The organism is Pseudomonas sp. Irchel 3H7 (assembly GCF_900187605.1).
Taxonomy (GTDB): domain Bacteria; phylum Pseudomonadota; class Gammaproteobacteria; order Pseudomonadales; family Pseudomonadaceae; genus Aquipseudomonas.
In genome coordinates this window covers 360993-382498 of sequence record NZ_FYEA01000006.1, presented here as the reverse complement: position 1 = coordinate 382498, position 21506 = coordinate 360993, and the positions used below count along the sequence as shown (strand labels likewise).

Genomic DNA, 21506 nt, shown 5'->3' with positions numbered 1-21506 from the left:
AGAAGTTACATTTGATGTGTCTGGCGCGATTTCCTTCCACAGGCTGTGCTGGAATCAGACAGGTTGCAACGGCATGGTCAGTTCGACGCGCAGGCCATCCGGGCGGCTGTCGAAATGCAGGGCGCAGTCACAACGCTGAACGATCGCCTGAACAATTGCCAGACCGAGGCCGCAACCGGTGCTTTGGCCGTTGCGCCAGAAGCGTTGGGTCAGGTGTTGCAGATCATCCGGCGCAATCCCCGGGCCATGGTCGCGCACGACAAAACGCACGCGGTTGCCAATGGTTTCCAGGCTCAGCTCAACCGCACAGTCTTCGGGCGTATGGCGCAGGGCGTTGTCGAGCAGATTGCGCAGCGCCGCAATCGACAGCACTGCCGGCATTTGCAACGGTGCAACAGAAAGTTCGGCCGGCAGGTGCAATTTGATGCGCAGGCGTTCGCCCCCCGTGGCGTCCTGAATCGCCAGGCGTGCCACTTGCTCGGCGCTGCATTGCGAGCCGTCATCGAACGACAGACTGCCCTCGACCCGCGCCAGCAACAGCAGTTGCTCGAGCGTGCGATGCAAGCGATCGGCGCCCTCCTCGGCCCGTGCCAGCGACTGATCGCGGGCGTTGCCATCGGTCATGCGTGCGACTTGCAGGTGGGTCTTGATCGCCGTCAGCGGGCTGCGCAGTTCATGCGCCGCGTCACCGGTCAGACGGCGCTCACGCTCGATGGTTTTGCCAATGCGCTGGAACAACTGGTTTTGCGTTTCAAGCAGCGGCTTCAATTCACTGGGGAAAGTCTGGATCTGCAACGGCTCAAGCGAGTCGGCATTGCGCCGCATCAGTGCTTCACGCAGACGGTTGAGCGGCGCCAGACCCTGGCCAATGCCCAGCCACAACAGACACAGACAGCCGAGCAACGCCACACCCACCGGCACCGAAGCCGCCAGCAGGATCGACATGTTCAGCGCCTCGCGCTCGATCTGCCGGTCAGCGGTGGTAATCCGCACATCGCCTCGGGCAAGGGTGAAACTGCGCCACGGTGCACCGTCGATCATCTGGTCATGGAAGCCCATCTTCTCGGCTTCCAGCGCTTGTTCGGGGTTGTTGTGGCTGCGCGCGAGGATTTCCCCGCGCAAGGAGCTGACCTGACAGGCCATGCCACCGGGGATATTCAGTTGTTCGGCACTGAAATGCGTGCCCTCGCCTTTGCTCGGCAAAGTCGGCAACTGTTCCAGCAGCCCGGCGACCATGCGCGCCGACGCCACCAGACGCTGGTCGAGGGAAAACATCATCTGATTGCGCAGGTCACTGAGCATCCACGCCGCCGCCAGCGCCCAGATCAGTGCAAACGCGGCGCCGAGGGTCAGACTCAGGCGCAGTCGCAGACTCATCACTTGCCTTGATCTCCACCATCGGCCGGGCCAAGGCGATAGCCCAGACCGCGCACGGTTTCGACGATGCCTTTGCCCAGTTTGCTGCGCAGGTGATGAATGTGCACGTTCAGCGCGTTGCTTTCCAGTTCATCGTTGAAGCCGTAGACACTGTCCTTCAACTGTTCAGTGGACAGCACCCGACCACGATTGTGCAGCAGCGCCTGCAGCAGCGATTGCTCGCGGCGCGACAAGTCCACCGGTTGCCCGGCCAGGGTGGTTTCGCGACTGCTCGGGTCGTAGGTCAGCGCGCCGTGCTCGATCAGGTTGACGCTGCGCCCGGCGACCCGGCGCAGCAAAGTTTGCAGACGGGCGAACAGTTCACGCAGATCGAACGGTTTGAGCAGGTAATCGTCAGCCCCGGCCTGCAAACCATCGACGCGGTCGGTGACCGAGTCGCGCGCGGTCAGGATCAGCACCGGAATTTCCAGGCCACTCTGCCGCAGTTGTTGCAGCAACTTGAGGCCATCTTCGTCGGGCAGGCCGAGATCGAGCACCATCACGTCGAATTCGGCCACCTTGAGCATCGCCCGCGCCTTCGACGCGGTGTTGACGTGCTCAACGGTCAAACCCTGAGCCGTGAGGCCGGCAACGATCCCGCTGGCAATCAGCTCATCGTCTTCGCAAACCAGTACGTGCATGGGTGCTCCGTGGATAAAAAAGGCGAGTGAAGCAGGCGAGGATTAAGCGGCAATTATGGCCGTCACCGGCGCTTACGGAAAGCCGGGCAAAAACATCGGGGCGCCACCTGTTGCAGGGCCTCACCCGGCGCTGAAACTTTCCCACTAATAAAGAAACAGTTTCTCCCTATGTAATAACCCTTCGATCATTTAGTTTTCGACTGGCAACCACCAACAACTTTAAAGGGACTTAATAAACATGCCTCAACTAAAAAACTTCGTCGCGCTCGATTGGCGCTCCGGCCCCGACCGTATTTATTTCTTCTTCAAGGACAGCGACACCTATTCCCGATTCGATCTCGGTGACAATAAGGTATCCGCCAACTATCCCGCATCGGTCGGCGATAGCTGGGACACCTTTGGCCCCCATGCCAAAGACTTGCGTTTCGGCCTGACAACCACTTCATTCGGCTGGAACACCTCGTCAGATGAAGATATTGCCTGGTTGTTTTTCTATCAGGGCATCACACCCGTGGTGTGTAAATATAATCAAGACAAAGACAAGGTCGATGCCTTTTATAAAGTTTCCGATTCGATCTGGAAGCCGATATTGCCCTACTTCGACAAGATCATCGCCGGCACCTGGTTCCAACTGACCGGTCACCCGTTTCTATTCAGGTTCATCCTCAACGACGGACACTATCTATCGTTTAACTACAAGGCAAAGACCCTGACCTACAAATCCTTCGGGGATTATCGGCTGGGCGCGCTGAAACCGTACAAGGACCGCATCATCACGGCAGCGCAAAATGACCGGACTTTGGCCGACAGCTACTGGTACATCTTCCTGACCGACAACCAATACCTGACTTACAACATTCAGTCCGACCGTCTGGTCTCCGGACCGAAAACCATTAATGACGCGAACTGGCCGGGACTGCTGCGCGGCTGATTGGCCGAAGCCCGGAGGGCCTTGTAGGATACGGTTAATTATCGGTTAATCGCCGCCGCCCATTCTGCGCCTCACTTGCACAGGGACAAGGCTCCTCCATGCGTCATTTTTTTCTATTGTTTGCTCTGCTGATGTCCAGCCTGGCCCAGGCTGGAAACAATCCATTTGAGACTAAACCGGAATTTCTGCCGGTCGACCAGGCATTCGTGCTCACCTCCGAACGCCTGGAATCCGGTGAAACCCAACTGTTCTGGCAAATCACCGACGGCTATTACCTGTATCAGAAACGCCTGAAATTCGACGGATTGAGCGCAGAGCAACAGCCCGCGCTGCCTGAAGGCGAGTCCCACAGCGACGAGTTTTTCGGGGAACAACCGGTCTATCGCCAAGGGCTGGAAGTGAAAATCCCGGCGACAGCCACAGGCCAGATCAAGGTCAGCTATCAGGGCTGTGCCGATGCCGGCCTGTGCTATCCACCGCAGACCCGGGTCATTGATCTGGGCGGCAAAGCGGCGGTGGCCGCCAGCGCTGAAGCGCCGGATCAGGCCTTGGCCAGCAGCCTGCAACAACGCGCGCTGGGCTGGAGCTTACTGGTGTTTTTTGGTCTCGGTCTGTTGCTCGCGTTTACTCCTTGCACGTTACCGATGCTGCCGATTCTGGCCGGCATGGTCGTTGGCAGTGGCGCCACCCCGCGTCGCGGTTTCGCGCTGGCCGGCAGTTATGTGATCTGCATGGCGCTGGTCTATGCGGCGATGGGCGTGATCGCTGCGCTGCTCGGCGCAAACCTGCAGGCATGGTTGCAGAATCCGTGGCTGCTCGGCACGTTCGCCGCGATCTTCGTGGTGCTGGCCCTGCCGATGTTCGGCTTCTTTGAACTGCAATTGCCGGTGGCCCTGCGTGATCGCCTGGAACACGCCTCGCGCAGTCGCAGCGGTGGCAGCCTGATTGGCGCCGGGGTCCTCGGTGCATTGTCCGGTCTGCTGGTCGGCCCGTGCATGACCGCGCCGCTGGCCGGTGCGTTGCTGTACATCGCGCAGAGCGGCAACGCACTGTACGGCGGCTTGATTCTGTTCTCGCTGGGTATCGGCATTGGTGTGCCGTTGTTGTTGCTGGTGACCGTGGGCAATCGCTTCCTGCCCAAACCCGGCGCGTGGATGAACCTGCTCAAAGGCGTGTTCGGTTTCCTCTTCCTCGCCACGGCGCTGTTGATGTTGCGTCCGGTGCTGGAGGCTTCGTTGTGGCTGGGCCTGTGCGGTGCACTGCTGTTGATCGCTGCGTTCTGTGCCTGGAAACAGTCCGAAGGTTTTGGCCGAGTAGCCCAGCTGTTCGGCGCCAGCTCGCTATTGCTCGGGCTGTGGGGCAGTCTGCTGGTGATTGGCGCGGCAGGCGGCAGCGATGATCCGTATCAGCCGTTGCAGGTCTACAGCGCCGGCCGCGCCAGCGCAGCGCAGCCATCGGCTCATGACGCGTTCACCACGATCAAGGAGCCGGCTGCGCTGCAACGCGAACTCGATGCCGCCAAGGCTCAGGGTCAGTGGGTGCTGCTCGATTACTACGCCGACTGGTGCGTGTCGTGCAAAGTCATGGAGAAGCAGGTGTTCGGCAAGGACAAGGTCATGCAAGCCTTGAGTAACGTGCGCCTGCTGCGGCTGGACGTCACCGCCGACAATGCCGCCAGCCGCGAACTGCTCAGCCGCTACAAAGTGCCGGGGCCACCGAGTTTCGTCTGGATCGGCACCGATGGCGAAGAACGCCGCAGCCAGCGCATCACCGGCGAAGTCGATGCCGAGACGTTCCTGCAACGCTGGGCCACCACCCGGGACGCCAATTAATGCTGACTTTCACCCTCGGCACATTTGCCATCGCGCTTAATCACCTGCTGCTGATCAGTGCTCTGGCACTGGCGACCTTTGTCGGCTGGCGGGTAGCCAAGCGTGGCGGCGATAACCCCGAGTCGGCGTTGTTCAGCCTGTTTCTGCTGGGCATGCTCGCGGCGCGGATTGCCTTTGTGCTGCTGTACTGGTCGCACTATCGCAATGACCCGTGGCAGATCATCGATTTGCGTGACGGTGGCTTCCTTGCCTGGCCGGGTGTGATTGTGTTGCTGCTGGCGGCGCTGTATCGCGGCTGGCGGCGTCCAGGGCTGCGTCGTCCACTGGGCTTTGGCGTGGCCAGCGGTGTGGCGTTCTGGCTGTTGGCGACGTTGTCGTTAAACATCTATGAACAAGGCACCCGACTGCCGGACATCTCTCTGCGCAACGCGGCCGGGGAAACCATCCAGCTCAGCGATTATCAGGGCGGCCCGCTGGTGATCAATCTGTGGGCGACCTGGTGTCCGCCGTGTCGGCGCGAAATGCCAGTCCTGGAGAATGCCCAGCAACAACGCCCGGACCTGACCTTCCTGTTCGTCAATCAGGCCGAAAGCATGCAAAGCGTGGCGACGTTTCTTGAGACCCAGGGCCTGAGCCTGAACAACGTGCTGTTCGACCGCAGCGGCCGCCTGGGTCAGGCCGTGGGTTCCATGGCTTTGCCGACTACGCTGTTCTATAGCCCTGACGGTCGGCTGCTGAGCAGTCACCTGGGCGAGTTATCCAACGCCAGCCTGGCGCGCGCCCTGGAAAACTTCGACACCCCGACCCCGAATTCGAACCCGGCCACTGCACCGGCCACCTCTGCAAGGAAACTGCCATGCCCCGCCTCCGCCACCTGCTGACGCTGACTCTGGGCAGCGCCCTGCTGCACTTGCCGTCGGTGCAGGCCGCTGAAGAATTGCCTGCGGCGATCAAGCAGATCGAAGCCAAAGGCGCGAAAATCGTCGGCCAGTTCGATGCGCCCGACGGTCTGCGCGGTTATGCGGCGCAATATCAGAACCGTGGCATGGCCCTGTACCTGACTCCGGATGGCAAACACGTTTTGCTCGGTAATCTGTACGACGCCGACGGTAAGGACCTGAGCAGCGAGCCGCTGCAAAAACTGGTCTACGCGCCAATGGCCAAGGAAGTCTGGGCCAAGTTCGACGCGAGCAACTGGATTCAGGACGGCAACAAGGATGCACCGCGCACGGTGTACCTGTTCAGCGATCCGAACTGTCCTTACTGCAACATGTTCTGGGAACAGGCGCGGCCGTGGGTCAAGGCTGGCAAGGTGCAGTTGCGGCACATCATGGTTGGCATCATTCGCGAGGACAGCCCGGGCAAATCAGCGGCACTGCTGGCCGCGAAGGATCCGGTCAAGGCGCTGGAAGATCACGAAAAGGCTGGCAAGGGCAGTTCGCTAAAAGCGCTGAAAGATATTCCAGCGGCCGTGCAGAGCAAATTGGCGGCGAACATGCAGTTGATGGAAGACCTCGATTTGCAGGCGACGCCGGCAATCTTCTATATGGATGACAAGGGTGAGCTGCAACAGCAGCAAGGTGCGCCTTCGCCGGACAAGTTGGTGAAGATTCTCGGGCCTAAATAAGCAAAATCAAAAGATCGCAGCCTGCGGCAGCTCCTACATGGAAAGCGTTTTCTGTAGGAGCTGCCGCAGGCTGCGATCTTTTCAACGGCGGTCAGCCAGGAAAGCCAACAACACCTCGGTGACAAACTGCGGGTTCTCCAGGTTGGAGATATGCCCCGCCTCCGGCACCAGCACCCACGGGCAACCGATCAACTCGGCCATTTCCTTTGTTTCCGACGGTGGTCGCGGTTTGTCCTGATCGCCGCACATGACCAGCGTGGAGGCCGCATTCAATTCGCCCAGTCGTGGCAACAAATCATCCCGGCCAAAGGTGATACGCCCCATCGGTACGATGCTTTCGCGCAGTCGATCCGAGGAGTACGCCGCCAGTTTCGCGCGAAAATCCTGATACAGCGCCGACTGCGGATCGATACCCGGACGGAAGAAGATCGGCACGACGATATCCAGTAACTGCTCGGAAATTTCGCCGCTTTCTTCGATCTGCTTGAACAGCGAGAAGTAGTACTGACGAGTCGGTTCCGGCTCGACGCCGACGTAGGTGTCCATCAGCACCAGACCGTTGATCCGTTGCGGGGCCGACAACGCCAGACGTACGCCCCACATGCCACCGACCGACAGCCCGACAAGAGTGACCTGATCGATATCAAGATGATCGATCAGGGACCGCGCCTGACGAGCAATGTCGTCCAGTGATGTGGTGCCTTCAGGCAACCGTCCCGACTCACCGTGGCCCCACAAGTCCAGTGCGATCACCCGATAGTGCGGCGATAACGCAGCGATCTGCGGTGCCCACATGGCCTGATCCCACAGGTAGCTGCCGGCCAGCAATACCGCCGGGCCTGTGCCTTGATCAATGTAATGCAGCGCTTGTCCGTCAACCGTGAAAAAAGGCATCGACCACCCCCCGCGACAAAAAAGAGAACCGGCAGACTGAGCTGCCGGTTCCTTGTCGTCAACCCTGAAAATGTACGCGTTTGTACTGGTTTAATTGTGTTGAACGCGCTGACGCCATCGCTGGCAAGCCAGCTCCCACAGGTTCCAGAGTGAACACAAAATCTGTGGCTACACTCGATTACTGTGGGAGCTGGCTTGCCAGCGATAAGGCCACTACAGGCACTAGAGAATCAAAGGCCCTCCAGCTCCGCCATCAGATCATTCAACCGATCGACCTTCTCCTCGGTGATATCACTCGCCGCCAGTCCATCAATGTACTCGGCCAGCTCCTCCACCGTGCTGCACTCGAACATCGCCCGCAACGGCACATCGCGCTGCAGGGTTTTCTGCACCCGCGAGGCGATCTGCGTGGCCAGCAACGAATGCCCGCCCAGTTCGAAGAAGTTGTCGCGTACGCCGACCTTCTCGACCTTCAGCACCTCGGCCCAAACATCCGCCAGGGTCTGCTCCAGTTCATTGCGCGGGGCCAGATAATCCTGACTCTGCAACTGGCCGATCTCCAGTGCCGGCAAGGCTTTGCGATCGAGTTTGCCGTTGGCATTGAGCGGCAGCTGATCGAGCCACAACCAGTGCAGCGGCACCATGTATTCAGGCAACTCGGCGCGCAGGCGCTGCTTGATCCGCTCCAGGCGTTCACTCGGATTGAGTGCCGAATCGGCCGCCACCAGATAGCCGACCAAGTGCTTGCCGTTGACGCCTTCCTGCACACCGACCGCACCATCGCGTACTTCCGGTTGCTCATGCAGACGCGCCTCGATTTCGCCCAGCTCGATGCGATAACCGCGAATCTTCACCTGATGGTCAACCCGGCCAACGTACTCCAGCACACCGTCACTGCGACGCCGCGCCAGGTCACCGGTGCGATACAGACGTTCGCCCGGCGCGCCGAACGGGTTCGGCACAAACACCGGTGCGGTACGCAACGGATCGCTTACATAACCGCGACCAACGCCCGTCCCCGCCACACACAACTCCCCCACCGCGCCCAAAGGCACCAGTTCCAGAGCGCCATCAACGAGGTACAGCAAGTTGTTGTCGGTCGGCGTACCGATCGGCAAGTAACTGGCGCGCGTCGACGCCATGTCGACGCGGAAGAACGCCACGTCATCGGAACATTCCGCCGGGCCATAAGCGTTGACCAGACCAATGTCCGGGTAACGCAGCAGCCATTGGTGCGCCAGTTCCGGCGGCATTGCCTCACCGGTCGGCAGCATCCAGCGCAGGCCATCCAGACTCAGACGATCCGAAGCGAGCATGCCCTGAATAAGCGACGGCACGCTCTCCAGGACGGTGATGCCCTGTGCCTGCACATGCACCAGCAACCCTTGAGGATCGTGGGCGATGGTGTTCGGTACGATGTCCACCCGTGCGCCGAACAACGGTGCAGCAAGGAACTGCCAGACCGAAATATCGAAGCTCTGCGAAGCCGTTTGTGCGATCACGTCGGCGTCGCTCAAATTCAAGTACGGCACCTTGCTCAACTGGTTATTGAGCATGCCGCGCTGCTCGACCATCACGCCTTTCGGCAGGCCGGTGGAGCCCGAGGTGTAGATCACGTAAGCGAGGTTGTCCGGGCCGCTGTAAATCCCCGGGTTGTGCGCCGATGTTACCGCTGCCTGAAGTTCTTCCCACACCAGCAAGCGCGGTCGATTGGCGCAGCTGAATTCATCCAGCAAAGTCTGCGCCTGTTCAAAGCATGCTTTAGAGCAGACCAGCACCGGCGTGCGGCTCAATTCGATGATGCGTTGCAGACGCTGACTCGGCAGGCCCGGATCCAACGGCAGATAACCGGCACCGGCCTTGAAGCTACCAATGATCATGCCGAGCAGATCGAGATTTCGTTCGGCGAGCAAGGCCACCGGTTGATCCATCTGCACCCCGGCCGCGACCAGTGCATGGCCGAGACGGTTGGCGTTGTAATTCAGTTCCTCATAACTCTGCTGCTGATCAAGGCACGTGGCTGCAATGCGCTGCGGATGCGCGGCGACCTGCGCTTCGAACAGCGCAACGTAGCTCTGCTCCAGCGGATAATCGTGGGCACTCTGGTTGCAACCGTGCAGCAGAAACTCCTCTTCCTCACTGCCTAGCAGCGGCAGGTCGGCCATGTCGCCATGGAAGCCATCGACCAGCGCCAGCAGCAAACGCTTGAACTCGCCGAGCATGCGTTCGATGGTCGATTCGTCGAAATAGCGCTGGTCGTAGGACAGATGCAGACCAAGGTCATCACCCGGGTAGCACACCGCCGTCAGCGGGAAGTTAGTGTGCGTACGGCCCGAGTCCGAGGTCGCATTGAGGCTCTGCGCGCGATCGAGTACCGAGACTTCCACCGGGGCGTTTTCGAACACGAACAGGCTGTCGAACAGCGGCTGGCCTTTCGGCAATTCGCTTTGTTCCTGGATGTTCACCAACGGCAGGTATTCGTACTCACGCAGTTGCATGTTGCTGTCGAGCAAAGCGCTGAGCCACTCACGCACGCTGCTGCGCTGATCGTCCTCAGGCATTTTCACCCGCAGCGCGATACTGTTGATGAACAGGCCGACGGTTCGCTGCATCTCCGGCATTTCCACCGGACGCCCGGCCACGGTGACGCCGAAGAGCACGTCACGATCGCCACTCATGCGGCGCAGTACCAGGGCCCACGCGGCTTGAGCGAAAGTGTTGATGGTCAATTGATGCGCCTGCGCCAGTTCACGCAGACGCGCACCGTCCTCGACATTGAGGCGGGTGTAGCGGTCGCCGACGACCATGCCGCCGCTTTCACCGGCGTGTTCGCGCAGGAACGGACGATCGCTCGGGATCGGTGTGGTGCGTTCGAACCCTTGCAGATTGTGCTGCCACCACTGCCGCGCTTCGGCCAGGCTCTGACGTTGCAGCCAGCCGATGTAATCGCGATAACGCGGCGGCACGGCAAGTTGCGCTTCACGACCCTCACCCAACGCGGTGTAAATCTCGAAGAAGTCGTTCATCAGCAACGAGCGGCACCATGCATCGATGAGAATGTGGTGGTTGCTCATCATGAACCAGTAACGCGCTGCGCCGACCTTGATCAGACGCAGGTGGAACGGCGCCTGATTGAGCAGATCGAAACCGGCCTCGCGCTCGCTTTTCAGCAGCGCTTGCAGCTTCGGTTCCTGCTCGGTTTCAGCGATGGCACTCCAGTCCAGATACTCGATCGGCGTGCGACCCGGTGTGTGAATCACTTGCAGCATGTCTTCGCCGACATTCCAGCAGAACGACGCACGCAGCGCTTCGTGACGGGCGATCACCGCTTGCCACGCCTGGGCGAAACGCTCCGGGTCGAGTTCGCTGTTGATGCGGTAGCGATCCTGCATGTAGTACAGACCGGTGCCCGGTTCGAGCAAGGTGTGCAGCAGCATGCCTTCCTGCATCGGCGTCAGCGGATAAACGTCTTCGATGTGCGCGGCCGGTACCGGCAAGGCATCCAGTTGCGCCTGAGTCAGCTTGGCCAACGGGAAATCCGACGGCGTCAGGCCGCCGGCCTCGTCTTGCAGGCAATGGGCGATCAGGCTTTGCAGCTCACCGAGGTAAGCGTCGGCCAGATCGTTGATGGTTTGCGCGTCGTAACGCTCGGCGCTGAAGGTCCAGCGCAGCAGCAATTCACCGCCGTAGACCTGACTGTCGATGCTCAGTTCGTTCGGCAATGGCGCGTGCGGATCGTGGGCGGCACCGACCGCTTCATCCAGCGGACGGAACAGCGCATCGCTGCCGAAGCTCTGGTCGAACTGGCCGAGGTAGTTGAAGGTGACCGGCGCGTTCGGCAACGCGGCCATGCTGCGCTGGCTGAGATCATCGGCGAGATAACGCAGTACGCCGTAGCCCAGGCCCTTGTGCGGCACCGCGCGCAGTTGCTCCTTGATCGCCTTGATCGAAGCGCCCTGCCCCGCAGCCTCTTCGATGTTGTGCGGGGTCAGACGCAGTGGGTAAGCGCTGGTGAACCAGCCGACAGTGCGGGTCAGATCGATCTCGTCGAACAGGGTTTCGCGACCGTGGCCTTCCAGTTGAATCAGTGCCGACGGTTGACCGCTCCAGCGGCAGAGCACACCGGCCAGCGCGGTCAGCAGCAAGTCGTTGACTTGCGTGCGATAGGCGGCTGGCGCCTGTTGCAGCAACTGTTTGGTGTGCTCGGCATCGAGGCGCACGCTGACGGTTTGCGCGTGACGATTCTGCTGGCCGCCCTGCGGGTTTTCGCACGGCAAATCGGCGCTCGGACCGGCCAGTTGGGTCTGCCACCAGTTGAGTTCTTCGCGCAGGGATTCGCTGCCGGCATAGGCTTGCAAACGCGCGGCCCAGTCTTTGAAGGCACTGGTTTTCGCTGGCAGTTTCACCGTCTGGTCGGCGTCGAGTTGGCGGTAAACGGTTTGCACATCGTCGAGCAATACGCGCCACGACACGCCGTCGACCACCAAGTGATGGATCGCGATAAACAGGCGTTGTTGACCTTCAGGGCCGTCGACCAGCAAGGCGCGAACCAGCGGACCATTTTGCAGATCAAGGCTGCGTTGCGCATCAGCGAACAGCGCTTCGCACTTGTCCATCGAGGTGACGCGCACTTGCCACACCACGGCCGCTTCGGAGACGGCTTGGTGCGTCGCTTGCCATTGACCGTTGGTCTCGGTGAAGCGCAGGCGCAAGGCATCATGTTGCTCGATCACCGCCAGCAACGCTTGCTCCAGACGATGCGGTTCGAGGGTCACGGTCGGCTCCAGCAACAACGCCTGATTCCAGTGCTGACGCTCGGGGATTGCAGTGTCGAAGAACCAGTGCTGAATCGGCGTCAGGCGCGATTCACCCGACACCAGACCTTGCTCGGCCGTGACCTGTTCAGTGCGGCTGGCCACAGCAGCCAAAGTCTGCACAGTTTGATGCTGGAACAGATCACGCGGGCTGAAATGAATGCCCTGCTGCCGTGCACGGCTGACCACTTGAATCGACAGAATCGAGTCGCCACCCAATTCGAAGAAGTTGTCGTTGAGACCGACCTGCTCGACGTTGAGCACTTCGCACCAGATCTGCGCCAGGGTCTGTTCCAGTTCGTTGCTTGGCGCAACGTAGTCCTGACGATTCAACTCAGGATCCGGCGCCGGCAAGGCGCGACGGTCGAGTTTGCCGTTGGCGGTCAGCGGCATGCTCGCCAGCAGAATCAGGTGCGTCGGCACCATGTAATCCGGCAATTGTGCCTTGAGGTGCGCCTTGAGCGCGTCGCGCAGTTCAGCCTGATTGGCTTCGCTTTGCTCAGCGACTTCAGTGACTAAATAGCCAACCAGTTGTTTGCCGCTTGGCGCGTCGAGGGCGAGCACCACGGCTTCGCGGATCGAATCGTGATCGAGCAGGCGCGTTTCGATTTCGCCCAGTTCGATACGGAAACCACGGATCTTCACCTGATGGTCGATCCGACCCAGGTATTCCACCAAACCATCGGCGCGCTGGCGCACCAGATCGCCGGTGCGATACATGCGCCCGCCAGCGGTAGCAAACGGGTCAGCAACAAAACGCTCGGCGGTGATGCCCGGACGGTCGTGATAGGCCTGCGCCAGACCGGCGCCGCCGACGAACAATTCACCGGTCGCACCTTGCGGCACCAGCGCCAGATCGGCGTCGAGAATGTACGCCACGCGCGCACCGATCACGCTGCCGATCGGCACGCTGCCGGCGCCCTCCTCCAGCACCTGCGGCGCCAGACTGGCCAGTGGCATGACCACGGTTTCGGTCGGGCCATAGGCGTTGAAGAACATCGCCGGTTTGAACGCTGCACGAATGCGTTGCAGGTGTTCACCGGTCAATGCTTCACCGCCGGTGATGATCATCCGCACCGGCAGGATTTCGTTTTGCGTCGAGAGGAACTGCGCCAACTGGCTACCGTAGCTCGGGGTGAAACCGAGCACATTGATTTTATGCGTGCGGATCAAACCGCAGATTTCTTCCGCGTCCCACTGACCTTGTGCACGCAATACAACCTGCGCACCACTGAGCAGCGGCACCAACAGACGCTCGGTCGCCGCATCGAAGTTGATCGAATAGAAATGCAGTTCGCAGTCATCCGGGCGCATGCCAAACCGCTCGATCACGGCTTGGCAGTGCATGGCGATTTCGCCGTGGGAGACCACTACGCCTTTCGGTTTGCCGGTCGAGCCCGAGGTGTAAATCAGGTAGGCCTGATGTTGCGGCAGGCTGATAAACGGCAGCTCGCTGGCCGGATAAGCAGCGAGTGCTGCGCTGTCATCTTCCAGGCACCAGCGCGCCACGCTTGGCGGCAGATCGCCAAGGGCTTTGAACATTGCGCGATCACTGAGCAACAGGCCGATGCGGCTGTCTTCGATCATGTAATGCAGACGGTCGAGCGGGTATTCCGGGTCCAGCGGCACGTACGCGCCGCCGGCCTTGAGAATCGCCAGCAGGCCGATAACCATTTCCAGCGAACGCTCCAGCGCCAGGCCAACGCGCACTTGCGGGCCGACACCCCGTTCACGCAAGGCCCAGGCCAAGCGATTGGCGCGGGCGTCGAGTTCAGCGTAGCTCAGGGTTTGCCCGGCGAAGGTCAGCGCAGGTGCATCTTTGCGCGCCAGCGCTTGTTCGGCGAACAGGTGATGGATGCACTGGTCGAGACGACGCTCACCCGGTTCGACGCCGAGGCTGTCGAGCAGTTGCTGTTGCTCCAGAGCGTCCAGCAGCGGCAATTCGCTTAGACGCTGTTGCGGATCGGCGATCAGCGCTTCCAGCAGATTGCGCCAATGCTTGGCCATGCGCGCGATGGTCGGCTCATCGAACAAATCGGTGCTGTAAGTCAGGCAGCAACCAAGGCGATGGTCGAGGTCGGTGACTTCCAGATTGAGGTCGAACTTGGTCGCCCGCGCATCGTTGGCCAAATACTCGACGGTCATGCCGGCGAGCATGCGGCTCTGCTGGAATTCCCAGCGCTGCACGTTGCACATTACTTGGAACAACGGGTTGTAGGCGGCACTGCGCGGCGGCTGCAAGGCTTCGACCAGATGATCGAACGGCAGATCCTGATGCGACTGGCCTTCGATCACGGTGTGACGCACCTGCTCGAACAACTCGCCGACCGACATCATGCCGTCGAGCTGACAACGCAGCACCTGGGTGTTGAGGAACGCACCGATCAGCCCTTCGCTTTCCGGGCGAATGCGGTTGGCCACTGGCGCGCCGATGCGCAGATCGGTCTGGCCGCTGTAGCGGTAAAGCAATGTCGCGAGCGCGGCGGTCATGGTCATGAACAGGGTCAGACCGTTTTGCGCGTTGAACGCACGAACCCGCGCGGCGAGGTCGTCGCTGAGGTCGAAACGGAACAGTTCGCCCTGATGGCTTTGTACCGGCGGACGCGGACGATCGCCCGGCAATTCCAGCAACGGATGTTCACGACCGAGTTGCGCGGTCCAGTAGTCGAGTTGGCGCTGACGCTCGCCGGATTCCAGCCAGTTGCGCTGCCAGACGCTGTAATCGAGGTACTGCACGGGCAGCGGCTCAAGCGGCGAATCACGGTCATCGACAAACGCTTCGTACAGCGCACTGAGTTCGCGGGCGAAAATATCCATCGCCCAGCCTTCGGTGACGATGTGGTGCAGAGTCAGGACAAAGTAATGCTCCTGCTCGGCGGTTTTCACCAGGCAGGCACGCAGCAGCGGGCCGGTCTCCAGATCGAACGGCAGATGCGCTTCTTCGTCGGCGAATTGCTGAACCTTTTGCTCGCGCACATCGGCGGAAAGTTTTGAGAAATCCTTCCAGCCCATGCGTACGCCGGTTTCGGCATGCACCTGTTGGCGGGCGACGCCGTCGACGCTCGGGAAGGTGGTGCGCAGGGTTTCGTGACGCAGGATCAACGCTTGCAACGCGGCTTCGAAACGCTCGACATGCAACACGCCACGCAGACGCGCCATGCCGCCGACGTTGTACGCCGGGCTGTCCGGCTCCATCTGCCAGAGGAACCACATGCGCTGTTGCGAGTACGACAAGGGCACCGGTTGGCTGCGATCGACCTTGTCGATCGGCGGCTGTTTGTTGGTGCGGCCGCTGGCCTGGATCAGGCGGATCTGCTCGGCGAAATCAGCCAGCTCGCTGTGCTCGAACAAGGCGCGCAACGGCAGTTCGACGTCGCAGGCCTGACGGGTGCGCGAGATGATTTGCGTGGCCAGCAGCGAGTGACCGCCGAGGGCGAAGAAGTCGTCGCGCAGGCCAACTTGCGCCAGACCGAGCACTTCGCGCCAGATCGCGGCGATCTGCTGTTGCAGTGCAGTCACCGGCTCGACGTGTTCACGTACTTGCCATTGCGGCTCCGGCAAGGCACGGCGGTCGAGTTTGCCGCTCGGGCTCAGAGGCATTGCGTCCAAACGCATCAGTTGCGCCGGGACCATGTATTCCGGCAGCTCGGCGGCCAGCGCGGTTTTCAGGCGAGCGCTTTGCTCGTCAGGATGTTCACTGGCATCGGTCGCGGTGAAGTAACCGATCAGCTGCGCGCCGGCAGCGGTTTCGCGCACTAGCACCACGGCTTGGGCGACGCCGTTCTGGGCAAGCAGACGCGCTTCGATTTCTTCCGGTTCGACGCGGAAACCACGCAGTTTGACTTGCTGGTCGAGACGGCCGAGGTATTCGATCACGCCGTCGGACGTCCAGCGCGCGCGGTCGCCGGTGCGGTACAAACGTGCGCCCTGCTCGCCCAGCGGATCGACCACAAAACGTTCCGCGGTCAACGATGGACGGCCAAGGTAACCGCGAGCCAGACCGATACCGCTGATGCACAGCTCACCCGGCACGCCGGCCGGCACCGGATTGAGATCGGCGTCGAGCACGCGGCAAATCACGTTGCCCAACGGACGACCGATCGGTGAACGTTCGCCATCGGCAGGGGTGCAATGCCAGTGGGTGACGTTGATTGCGGTTTCGGTCGGGCCGTAACGGTTGTGCAATTGCACCGCCGGCAGTTGCGCCAACACGCGGTTGCGCAGTTCGGCGGGCAGCGCTTCACCACCGGAGAATACCCGGCGCAGGCTGGTGCATTCGGCGCTCAGCGGTTCGTCGATGAACAGCGAGAGCAGTGGCGGCACAAAGTGCAGCGTGGTCACGCCATAGGCCTGAACAAGCTGCGCAATGCGATGCGGATCGCGGTGTGCACCGGCGCCGGCGATCAGCAGACGCGCGCCAGTGATCAGCGGCCAGAAGCATTCCCACACCGACACGTCGAAACTGATCGGCGCTTTTTGCATCAGCACATCCGTTTCATCGAGCGCGTAAGCGTTCTGCATCCATTGCAGGCGCTCGGCCAGTGCTGCGTGGGTATTGCCGACGCCTTTCGGTTGGCCGGTGGAACCCGAGGTGTAGATCACGTAGGCGAGGTTGTCGCCGTGCAGGTGCAGACCTGGCGCCTGGCTCGGCCAGTTTTCCAGGTGCAACGCATCCATGGCGATCACGCTGACGCCGTCGCTGGCCGGCAAACGCTCGAGCAATTCGGTCTGAGTCAGCAGCAGTTCGACGCCGCTGTCGCTGAGCATGTAGGCGAGACGATCAGCCGGGTAATCCGGGTCCAGCGGCACATAGGCGCCACCGGCCTTGATGATCGCCAACAGACCGATCAACAGTTGCGGCGAACGCTCGGCGGCGATGGCCACGCAAACGTCCGGGCCGACGCCTTTGTCGCGCAGGTAGTGCGCGAGGCGGTTGGCCTGCGTGTGCAGTTCGGCGAAGTCGAGGCTGCCACCGTCCCACACCAGCGCGGTGCGTTCCGGGGTTTTGCGCACCTGTTCGTTGAGCCGTTCCGGCAGCCATTGTTGCGCCGGGGTGCACGGTGCGACGCTCCAGTTTTTTTGCTGGTCGTGTTCGCCGACGGTCAACAGCTGCAGGTCGCCGATGGCTTGCTCCGGGCGTTCGCAGACTTCGCGCAACAGGTTGCTGAAGTGTTCGGCCAGACGCTCGATGGTGGCCGAATCGAACAGTTCACTGGCGTAGTCGAACGACAGCGTCAGGCGACCGTTACGGTCTTCTTCGCTGTGCAGTTGCAGGTCGAACTTGGCTTCGCGGCTGTGCCACGGCAGTTCTTCGGCGAGCAGACCCGGCAGACGCTTGAGTGCGCTCGGGTCGCGTTGCTGATGGTTGAACATGACCTGGAACAAGCCTTGTTCACGGGCCTGTGGGAAGGCTTCGAGCAGTTGTTCGAAGGGCAGATCCTGATTCGCTTGCGCACCGAGTGCGGCTTGACGGGTCTGGGCCAGCAGCTCGACAAACGACAGGCGCGAATCGATTTGCGCACGCAGCACTTGGGTGTTGATGAAGAAACCGATCAAGCCTTGGGTTTCCAGGCGCGGACGGTTGGCGTTGGGTACGCCGATGCGAATGTCGCGCTGACCGCTGTAGCGATGCAGCAGGCTCTGGAATGCCGAGAGCAGCAGCATGAACGGCGTCGCTTGTTGCGCTTGCGCGGTGTTGCGGATCGCCTCGCTGAGGTGCGCGCCCAAACGCACGGTGTGGCGCGCGGCACTGTGGTTTTGTTGGGTCGAGCGCGGATGATCAGTGGCCAGTTCCAGGGTCGGATGTTCGTCACCCAACTGCGTTTTCCAGTACGCCAGTTGCCGCTCGCCCTCGCCCTGCGCCAGCCATTGGCGCTGCCAACTGCCGTAGTCGGCGTACTGAGTTGGCAGCGGCGCAAGGGTCGCGGTCGCGCCCTGCGAAGCGGCGGCGTACAGGCGCGAAAATTCGTCGATCAATACGTTCAGCGACCAGCCGTCGGCGATGATGTGGTGCAGCGTCACCAGCAGTTGGTGATCTTCGTCGTCGAGACGCACCAGCGTCACCCACAGCAGCGGGCCTTTCTCCAGGTCGAACTGGGTGCGCGCTTCATCTTCGCGGATTTGTTGCGCACGGGCCTCGCGCTCATGGGCCGGCAGGTCGCTGATGTCGATCAGTTGCAGATTGAATTCGGCGGCGGCAGCGACTTGTTGCAGGGCCACGCCGTCGCGCTCAAAGAAACGCGTGCGCAGCGATTCATGGCGTTCGATCAGTTGCTGGAAACTAGTGCGCAAGGCGTCTTCGTCCAGTTCGCCGCGTAAACGCAGGGCACCGGGAATGTTGTAGGCGCTGCTCTGCGGGTCTAGCTGCCAGGTGATCCACAGACGGTTTTGCGCCAGCGATTGTGGCATTGGCTCGGAGCGCGACAACGCAATGATTGCGCCTTGGGCGCTGCCGCCGTCCTGTTGCTGTTGCGCCACGGCAGCAGCGAATGCCGACAGTGTCGGGGCTTCGAAGAGCAGACGCAGGCTCAGCTCAAGGCTGAGTTCTTCGCGAACCCGGGCAATCACTTGCGTGGCGGCGATCGAGTTGCCGCCGAGCAGGAAGAAGTGATCGTCGGCGTTGACCTGTTTGACGTTGAGTTGTTCGGCCCAGATGTTGCCGATCAACGCTTCGAGTTCGGAGGCGCTGGTGGCCGACTCTGCGGTTTCGGCTGTGGTCGACGGGAACACCGCGTAGCTGTCGAGGCTGCCATCGGCCAGACGATTGCGGCACGCCGAACGCTGTAATTTGCCGCTGGAGGTTTTCGGCAAGGCGCCTGGATTGAGCAGTACAACAACGCTTGGTGCCTCCTGATACGCCTCGGCTACCGCTTGGCGGATCGCTTTGATCAAGGCTTCCGGCGGCAGGATTTTTTGCACGCTGCGGCTGATTTCCGCGGCGATGCCGATGCCTTCTTCGCCATTCTGATTGATCGCGAATGCAGCGACGCGGCCCTTGCGCACCACTTCCACTTCGTTCTCGACGGTCTTCTCGATGTCCTGCGGATAGAGGTTGTGGCCGCGCACGATGAGCATGTCTTTCAGGCGCCCGGTGATGAACAGTTCGCCGTTGCGGACGAAGCCCAGGTCACCGGTGCGCAGCCAGGTGCGGCCGGCATGCTGGACAAACGTCTTGGCGCTGGCTTCCGGGTTGCGCCAATAGCCGAGGGCGATGCTCGGACCCGTAGCCCAGACTTCGCCGACAGCATTGTCGGCCAGCGCTTCGAGGGTATTGGGTTCGACGATCAGCACGGCGTGTTCCGGCTGGCTGATGCCGCAGCTCATGATCGGGCTGCCCTCACCCGGCTCCGCACGGTTTTGCGCCAGCGCCTGATCGTCCACGCGCAGTGCCGGGATGCCGGTGCCGCGCGGGGTGCCGGCGACGAATAGCGTCGCTTCGGCCAGACCGTACGAGGCCATGAAACTGTCTGCGCTGAAGCCGCACGCAGTGAACTTCTCGGCGAAGCGCTCGAGGGTGTCGAGACGGATCGGCTCGGAGCCGGAATAGGCCACGCGCCAGCGGCTCAGGTCGAGGCGTTCGAGTGCCGACTCACTGACCCGCTCGCTGCACAAGCGATAGGCGAAGTCGGGCCCGCCGCTGATGGTGCCGCCGTATTGGCTGATCGCTTCCAGCCAGCGCAAAGGCCGGCCGAGGAAGTACGCTGGCGACATCAGGATGCACGGTACGCCGCTGAAAATCGGCTGCAACAGACCGCCGATCAGACCCATGTCGTGATACAGCGGCAGCCAGCTGACGATCACGTCGTCCGGATTTACATCGATGCCGAAACCGTGACGGATCAACAGTTCATTGGCGACCAGATTGCCGTGGCTGACCTGCACACCTTTGGGCAACGCGGTGGAGCCGGAGGTGTATTGCAGGAAAGCGATATGGTCTTGCGGCAAGCTCGGTTCAACCCAGCTTTCGGCCTGCGTGCGGTCGAGAGTGTCGACACACAGCAACGGCGGCGCGCCTTCGATCTGCTGCAAGGCGTCGCGCAAGTCGGCGCTGGTCAGTAGCAGACGCGGTTCGGCGTCGGCAATGATCGACAGCAACCGCTCCTGGTGATGACGCCGCGCAGATTCCGGCGGATAAGCCGGCACCGCGATCACGCCGGCGTACAAGCATCCAAAGAAGGCCGCGACGTAATCCGGGCCGCTGGGAAACAACAGCACCGCGCGGTCGCCGAATTCGGCTTCGACCTGCAATGCGGCCGCAATAGTTCGCGCGCGCTCATCCAGTTCGCGATAACTGAGTACCACAGCCTGCTCTTCGCTTTCGGCAAGAAAACGCAAGGCCAGTCGATCCGGCGTCAGGGCCGCGCGGCGCTGAAGGGCTTGGACCAGGGTGCTGGGGAGTTCGAACGCGTCGGTCATGAGGTTTCCTGCCTGAATTCGGCTTGCTAATGGAATCGGGTTGCTGCGTCACGCCCCGCGAAGGGCCTGCTGGGCGCGGTCTGTGCCGACCGCGCAAGGCGCTGGAATGCTGTCTGGCCGGGGTCGTGCACCCGGAACCATTCACCAATGAGAACGGATGACGTCTTGAAATAATTAGTCGGCAGGCTGGATCGCCAATGGGGCCGGGGTGTGGCGGCGTGTCGCAGTTCTCACATCGCACCTTTGTGGCGCATTACTTCTCTTTCTCAATTGACAATCATTATCATTCAACATAATTTGTCGCTCGATGTGTAGGACGGCCTCGTCCCCAGGCGTCCCACTAACCTATTTGGCAGCAAGGTGATTTCCATGACGGAACAAGTATCCACAAGCAAGTGCGATTCACCGCTACTTCAGGCATTCGTCGACAATCGACTGATTCTGGTCAAGATTGCAGCCCGTATTACCGGCTGCCGGTCGCGCGCCGAAGATGTGGTGCAGGATGCGTTTTTCCGACTGCAATCGGCGCCACCAATCACGTCGTCGATCAAGGCGCAACTGAGCTATCTGTTCCAGATCGTGCGCAACCTGGCCATCGATCACTACCGCAAACAGGCGCTTGAGCAGAAGTACTCCGGCCCTGAAGAGGAAGGGCTGAACGTGGTTATTCAAGGTGCTTCGCCGGAAACCTCGCACATCAACTTCTCGACCCTGGAAAACATCGCCGACGCGCTGACCGAACTGCCCAGCCGCACGCGCTATGCATTCGAGATGTACCGCCTGCATGGCGTGCCGCAAAAGGACATCGCCAAGGAGCTCGGCGTTTCGCCAACCCTGGTCAACTTCATGATTCGTGATGCGCTGGTGCACTGCCGCAAGGTCTCGGGCAGCCGTCAGGATGCGGCGATTGCCGGTCGTCGTTAAGACCGCGTCGCC

General features: G+C 61.2%; 9 protein-coding genes. 5 read left to right on the top strand and 4 right to left on the bottom strand.

What is annotated here, in order from left to right; genetic code table 11:
• Positions 1 to 54 precede the first annotated feature (54 nt).
• Entirely contained in the window at positions 55 to 1377 is a 1323-nt protein-coding gene (locus CKW38_RS14130) for an ATP-binding protein (protein WP_095113055.1), read from the bottom strand.
• Positions 1377 to 2057, bottom strand: coding sequence for a response regulator (locus CKW38_RS14125; RefSeq protein ID WP_007908710.1), 681 nt, complete (start codon positions 2055 to 2057; stop codon positions 1377 to 1379). Before CKW38_RS14125 ends, CKW38_RS14130 begins: the two co-directional genes overlap by 1 nt.
• Before the next feature lie 238 nt (positions 2058 to 2295).
• Between CKW38_RS14125 and CKW38_RS14120 the strand changes: the two genes are divergently transcribed.
• The 4 genes from CKW38_RS14120 to dsbG all read left to right on the top strand — a co-directional run bounded on the left by CKW38_RS14120 (position 2296) and on the right by dsbG (position 6447).
• The gene (locus CKW38_RS14120) at positions 2296 to 2988 is read left to right on the top strand and encodes a hypothetical protein (protein WP_095113054.1); all 693 of its coding nucleotides are present in this window, start codon (positions 2296 to 2298) and stop codon (positions 2986 to 2988) included.
• A gap of 98 nt (positions 2989 to 3086) precedes the next feature.
• Positions 3087 to 4820, top strand: a complete 1734-nt coding sequence (dsbD, locus tag CKW38_RS14115) for a protein-disulfide reductase DsbD (RefSeq protein ID WP_095113053.1) — start codon at positions 3087 to 3089, stop codon at positions 4818 to 4820.
• A complete protein-coding gene (locus CKW38_RS14110) occupies positions 4820 to 5701 on the top strand; it encodes a TlpA disulfide reductase family protein (RefSeq protein WP_007908704.1) in 882 nt (293 codons plus the stop codon). The genes dsbD and CKW38_RS14110 overlap by 1 nt, the downstream gene beginning before the upstream one ends.
• Complete coding sequence (gene dsbG, locus CKW38_RS14105; protein ID WP_095113052.1) at positions 5677 to 6447, top strand: thiol:disulfide interchange protein DsbG; 771 nt, start codon at positions 5677 to 5679, stop codon at positions 6445 to 6447. Before CKW38_RS14110 ends, dsbG begins: the two co-directional genes overlap by 25 nt.
• An 81-nt stretch (positions 6448 to 6528) precedes the next feature.
• Here the strand turns inward: dsbG and CKW38_RS14100 are convergent, their stop codons facing one another.
• On the bottom strand, positions 6529 to 7341 hold the full coding sequence (locus tag CKW38_RS14100) for an alpha/beta fold hydrolase (protein WP_095113051.1): 813 nt from the start codon (positions 7339 to 7341) through the stop codon (positions 6529 to 6531).
• 230 nt (positions 7342 to 7571) lie between these two features.
• Positions 7572 to 20570, bottom strand: coding sequence for a non-ribosomal peptide synthetase (locus CKW38_RS14095; RefSeq protein WP_095113050.1), 12999 nt, complete (start codon positions 20568 to 20570; stop codon positions 7572 to 7574).
• 369 nt (positions 20571 to 20939) lie between these two features.
• Here CKW38_RS14095 and CKW38_RS14090 point away from each other — a divergent pair, with 369 nt between their 5' ends.
• Positions 20940 to 21494, top strand: coding sequence for an RNA polymerase factor sigma-70 (locus CKW38_RS14090; protein ID WP_095113049.1), 555 nt, complete (start codon positions 20940 to 20942; stop codon positions 21492 to 21494).
• Positions 21495 to 21506 lie beyond the last annotated feature (12 nt).

Bases quoted from the DNA above. Each gene is read 5' to 3' on its own strand.
- CKW38_RS14110 (WP_007908704.1), top strand. From the start codon at position 4,820: ATGCTGACTTTCACCCTCGGCACATTTGCCATCGCGCTTAATCACCTG.
- CKW38_RS14095 (WP_095113050.1), bottom strand. From the start codon at position 20,570: ATGACCGACGCGTTCGAACTCCCCAGCACCCTGGTCCAAGCCCTTCAG.
- CKW38_RS14130 (WP_095113055.1), bottom strand. From the start codon at position 1,377: ATGAGTCTGCGACTGCGCCTGAGTCTGACCCTCGGCGCCGCGTTTGCA.
- CKW38_RS14120 (WP_095113054.1), top strand. From the start codon at position 2,296: ATGCCTCAACTAAAAAACTTCGTCGCGCTCGATTGGCGCTCCGGCCCC.
- CKW38_RS14090 (WP_095113049.1), top strand. From the start codon at position 20,940: ATGACGGAACAAGTATCCACAAGCAAGTGCGATTCACCGCTACTTCAG.
- CKW38_RS14125 (WP_007908710.1), bottom strand. From the start codon at position 2,057: ATGCACGTACTGGTTTGCGAAGACGATGAGCTGATTGCCAGCGGGATC.
- dsbD (WP_095113053.1), top strand. From the start codon at position 3,087: ATGCGTCATTTTTTTCTATTGTTTGCTCTGCTGATGTCCAGCCTGGCC.
- CKW38_RS14100 (WP_095113051.1), bottom strand. From the start codon at position 7,341: ATGCCTTTTTTCACGGTTGACGGACAAGCGCTGCATTACATTGATCAA.
- dsbG (WP_095113052.1), top strand. From the start codon at position 5,677: ATGCCCCGCCTCCGCCACCTGCTGACGCTGACTCTGGGCAGCGCCCTG.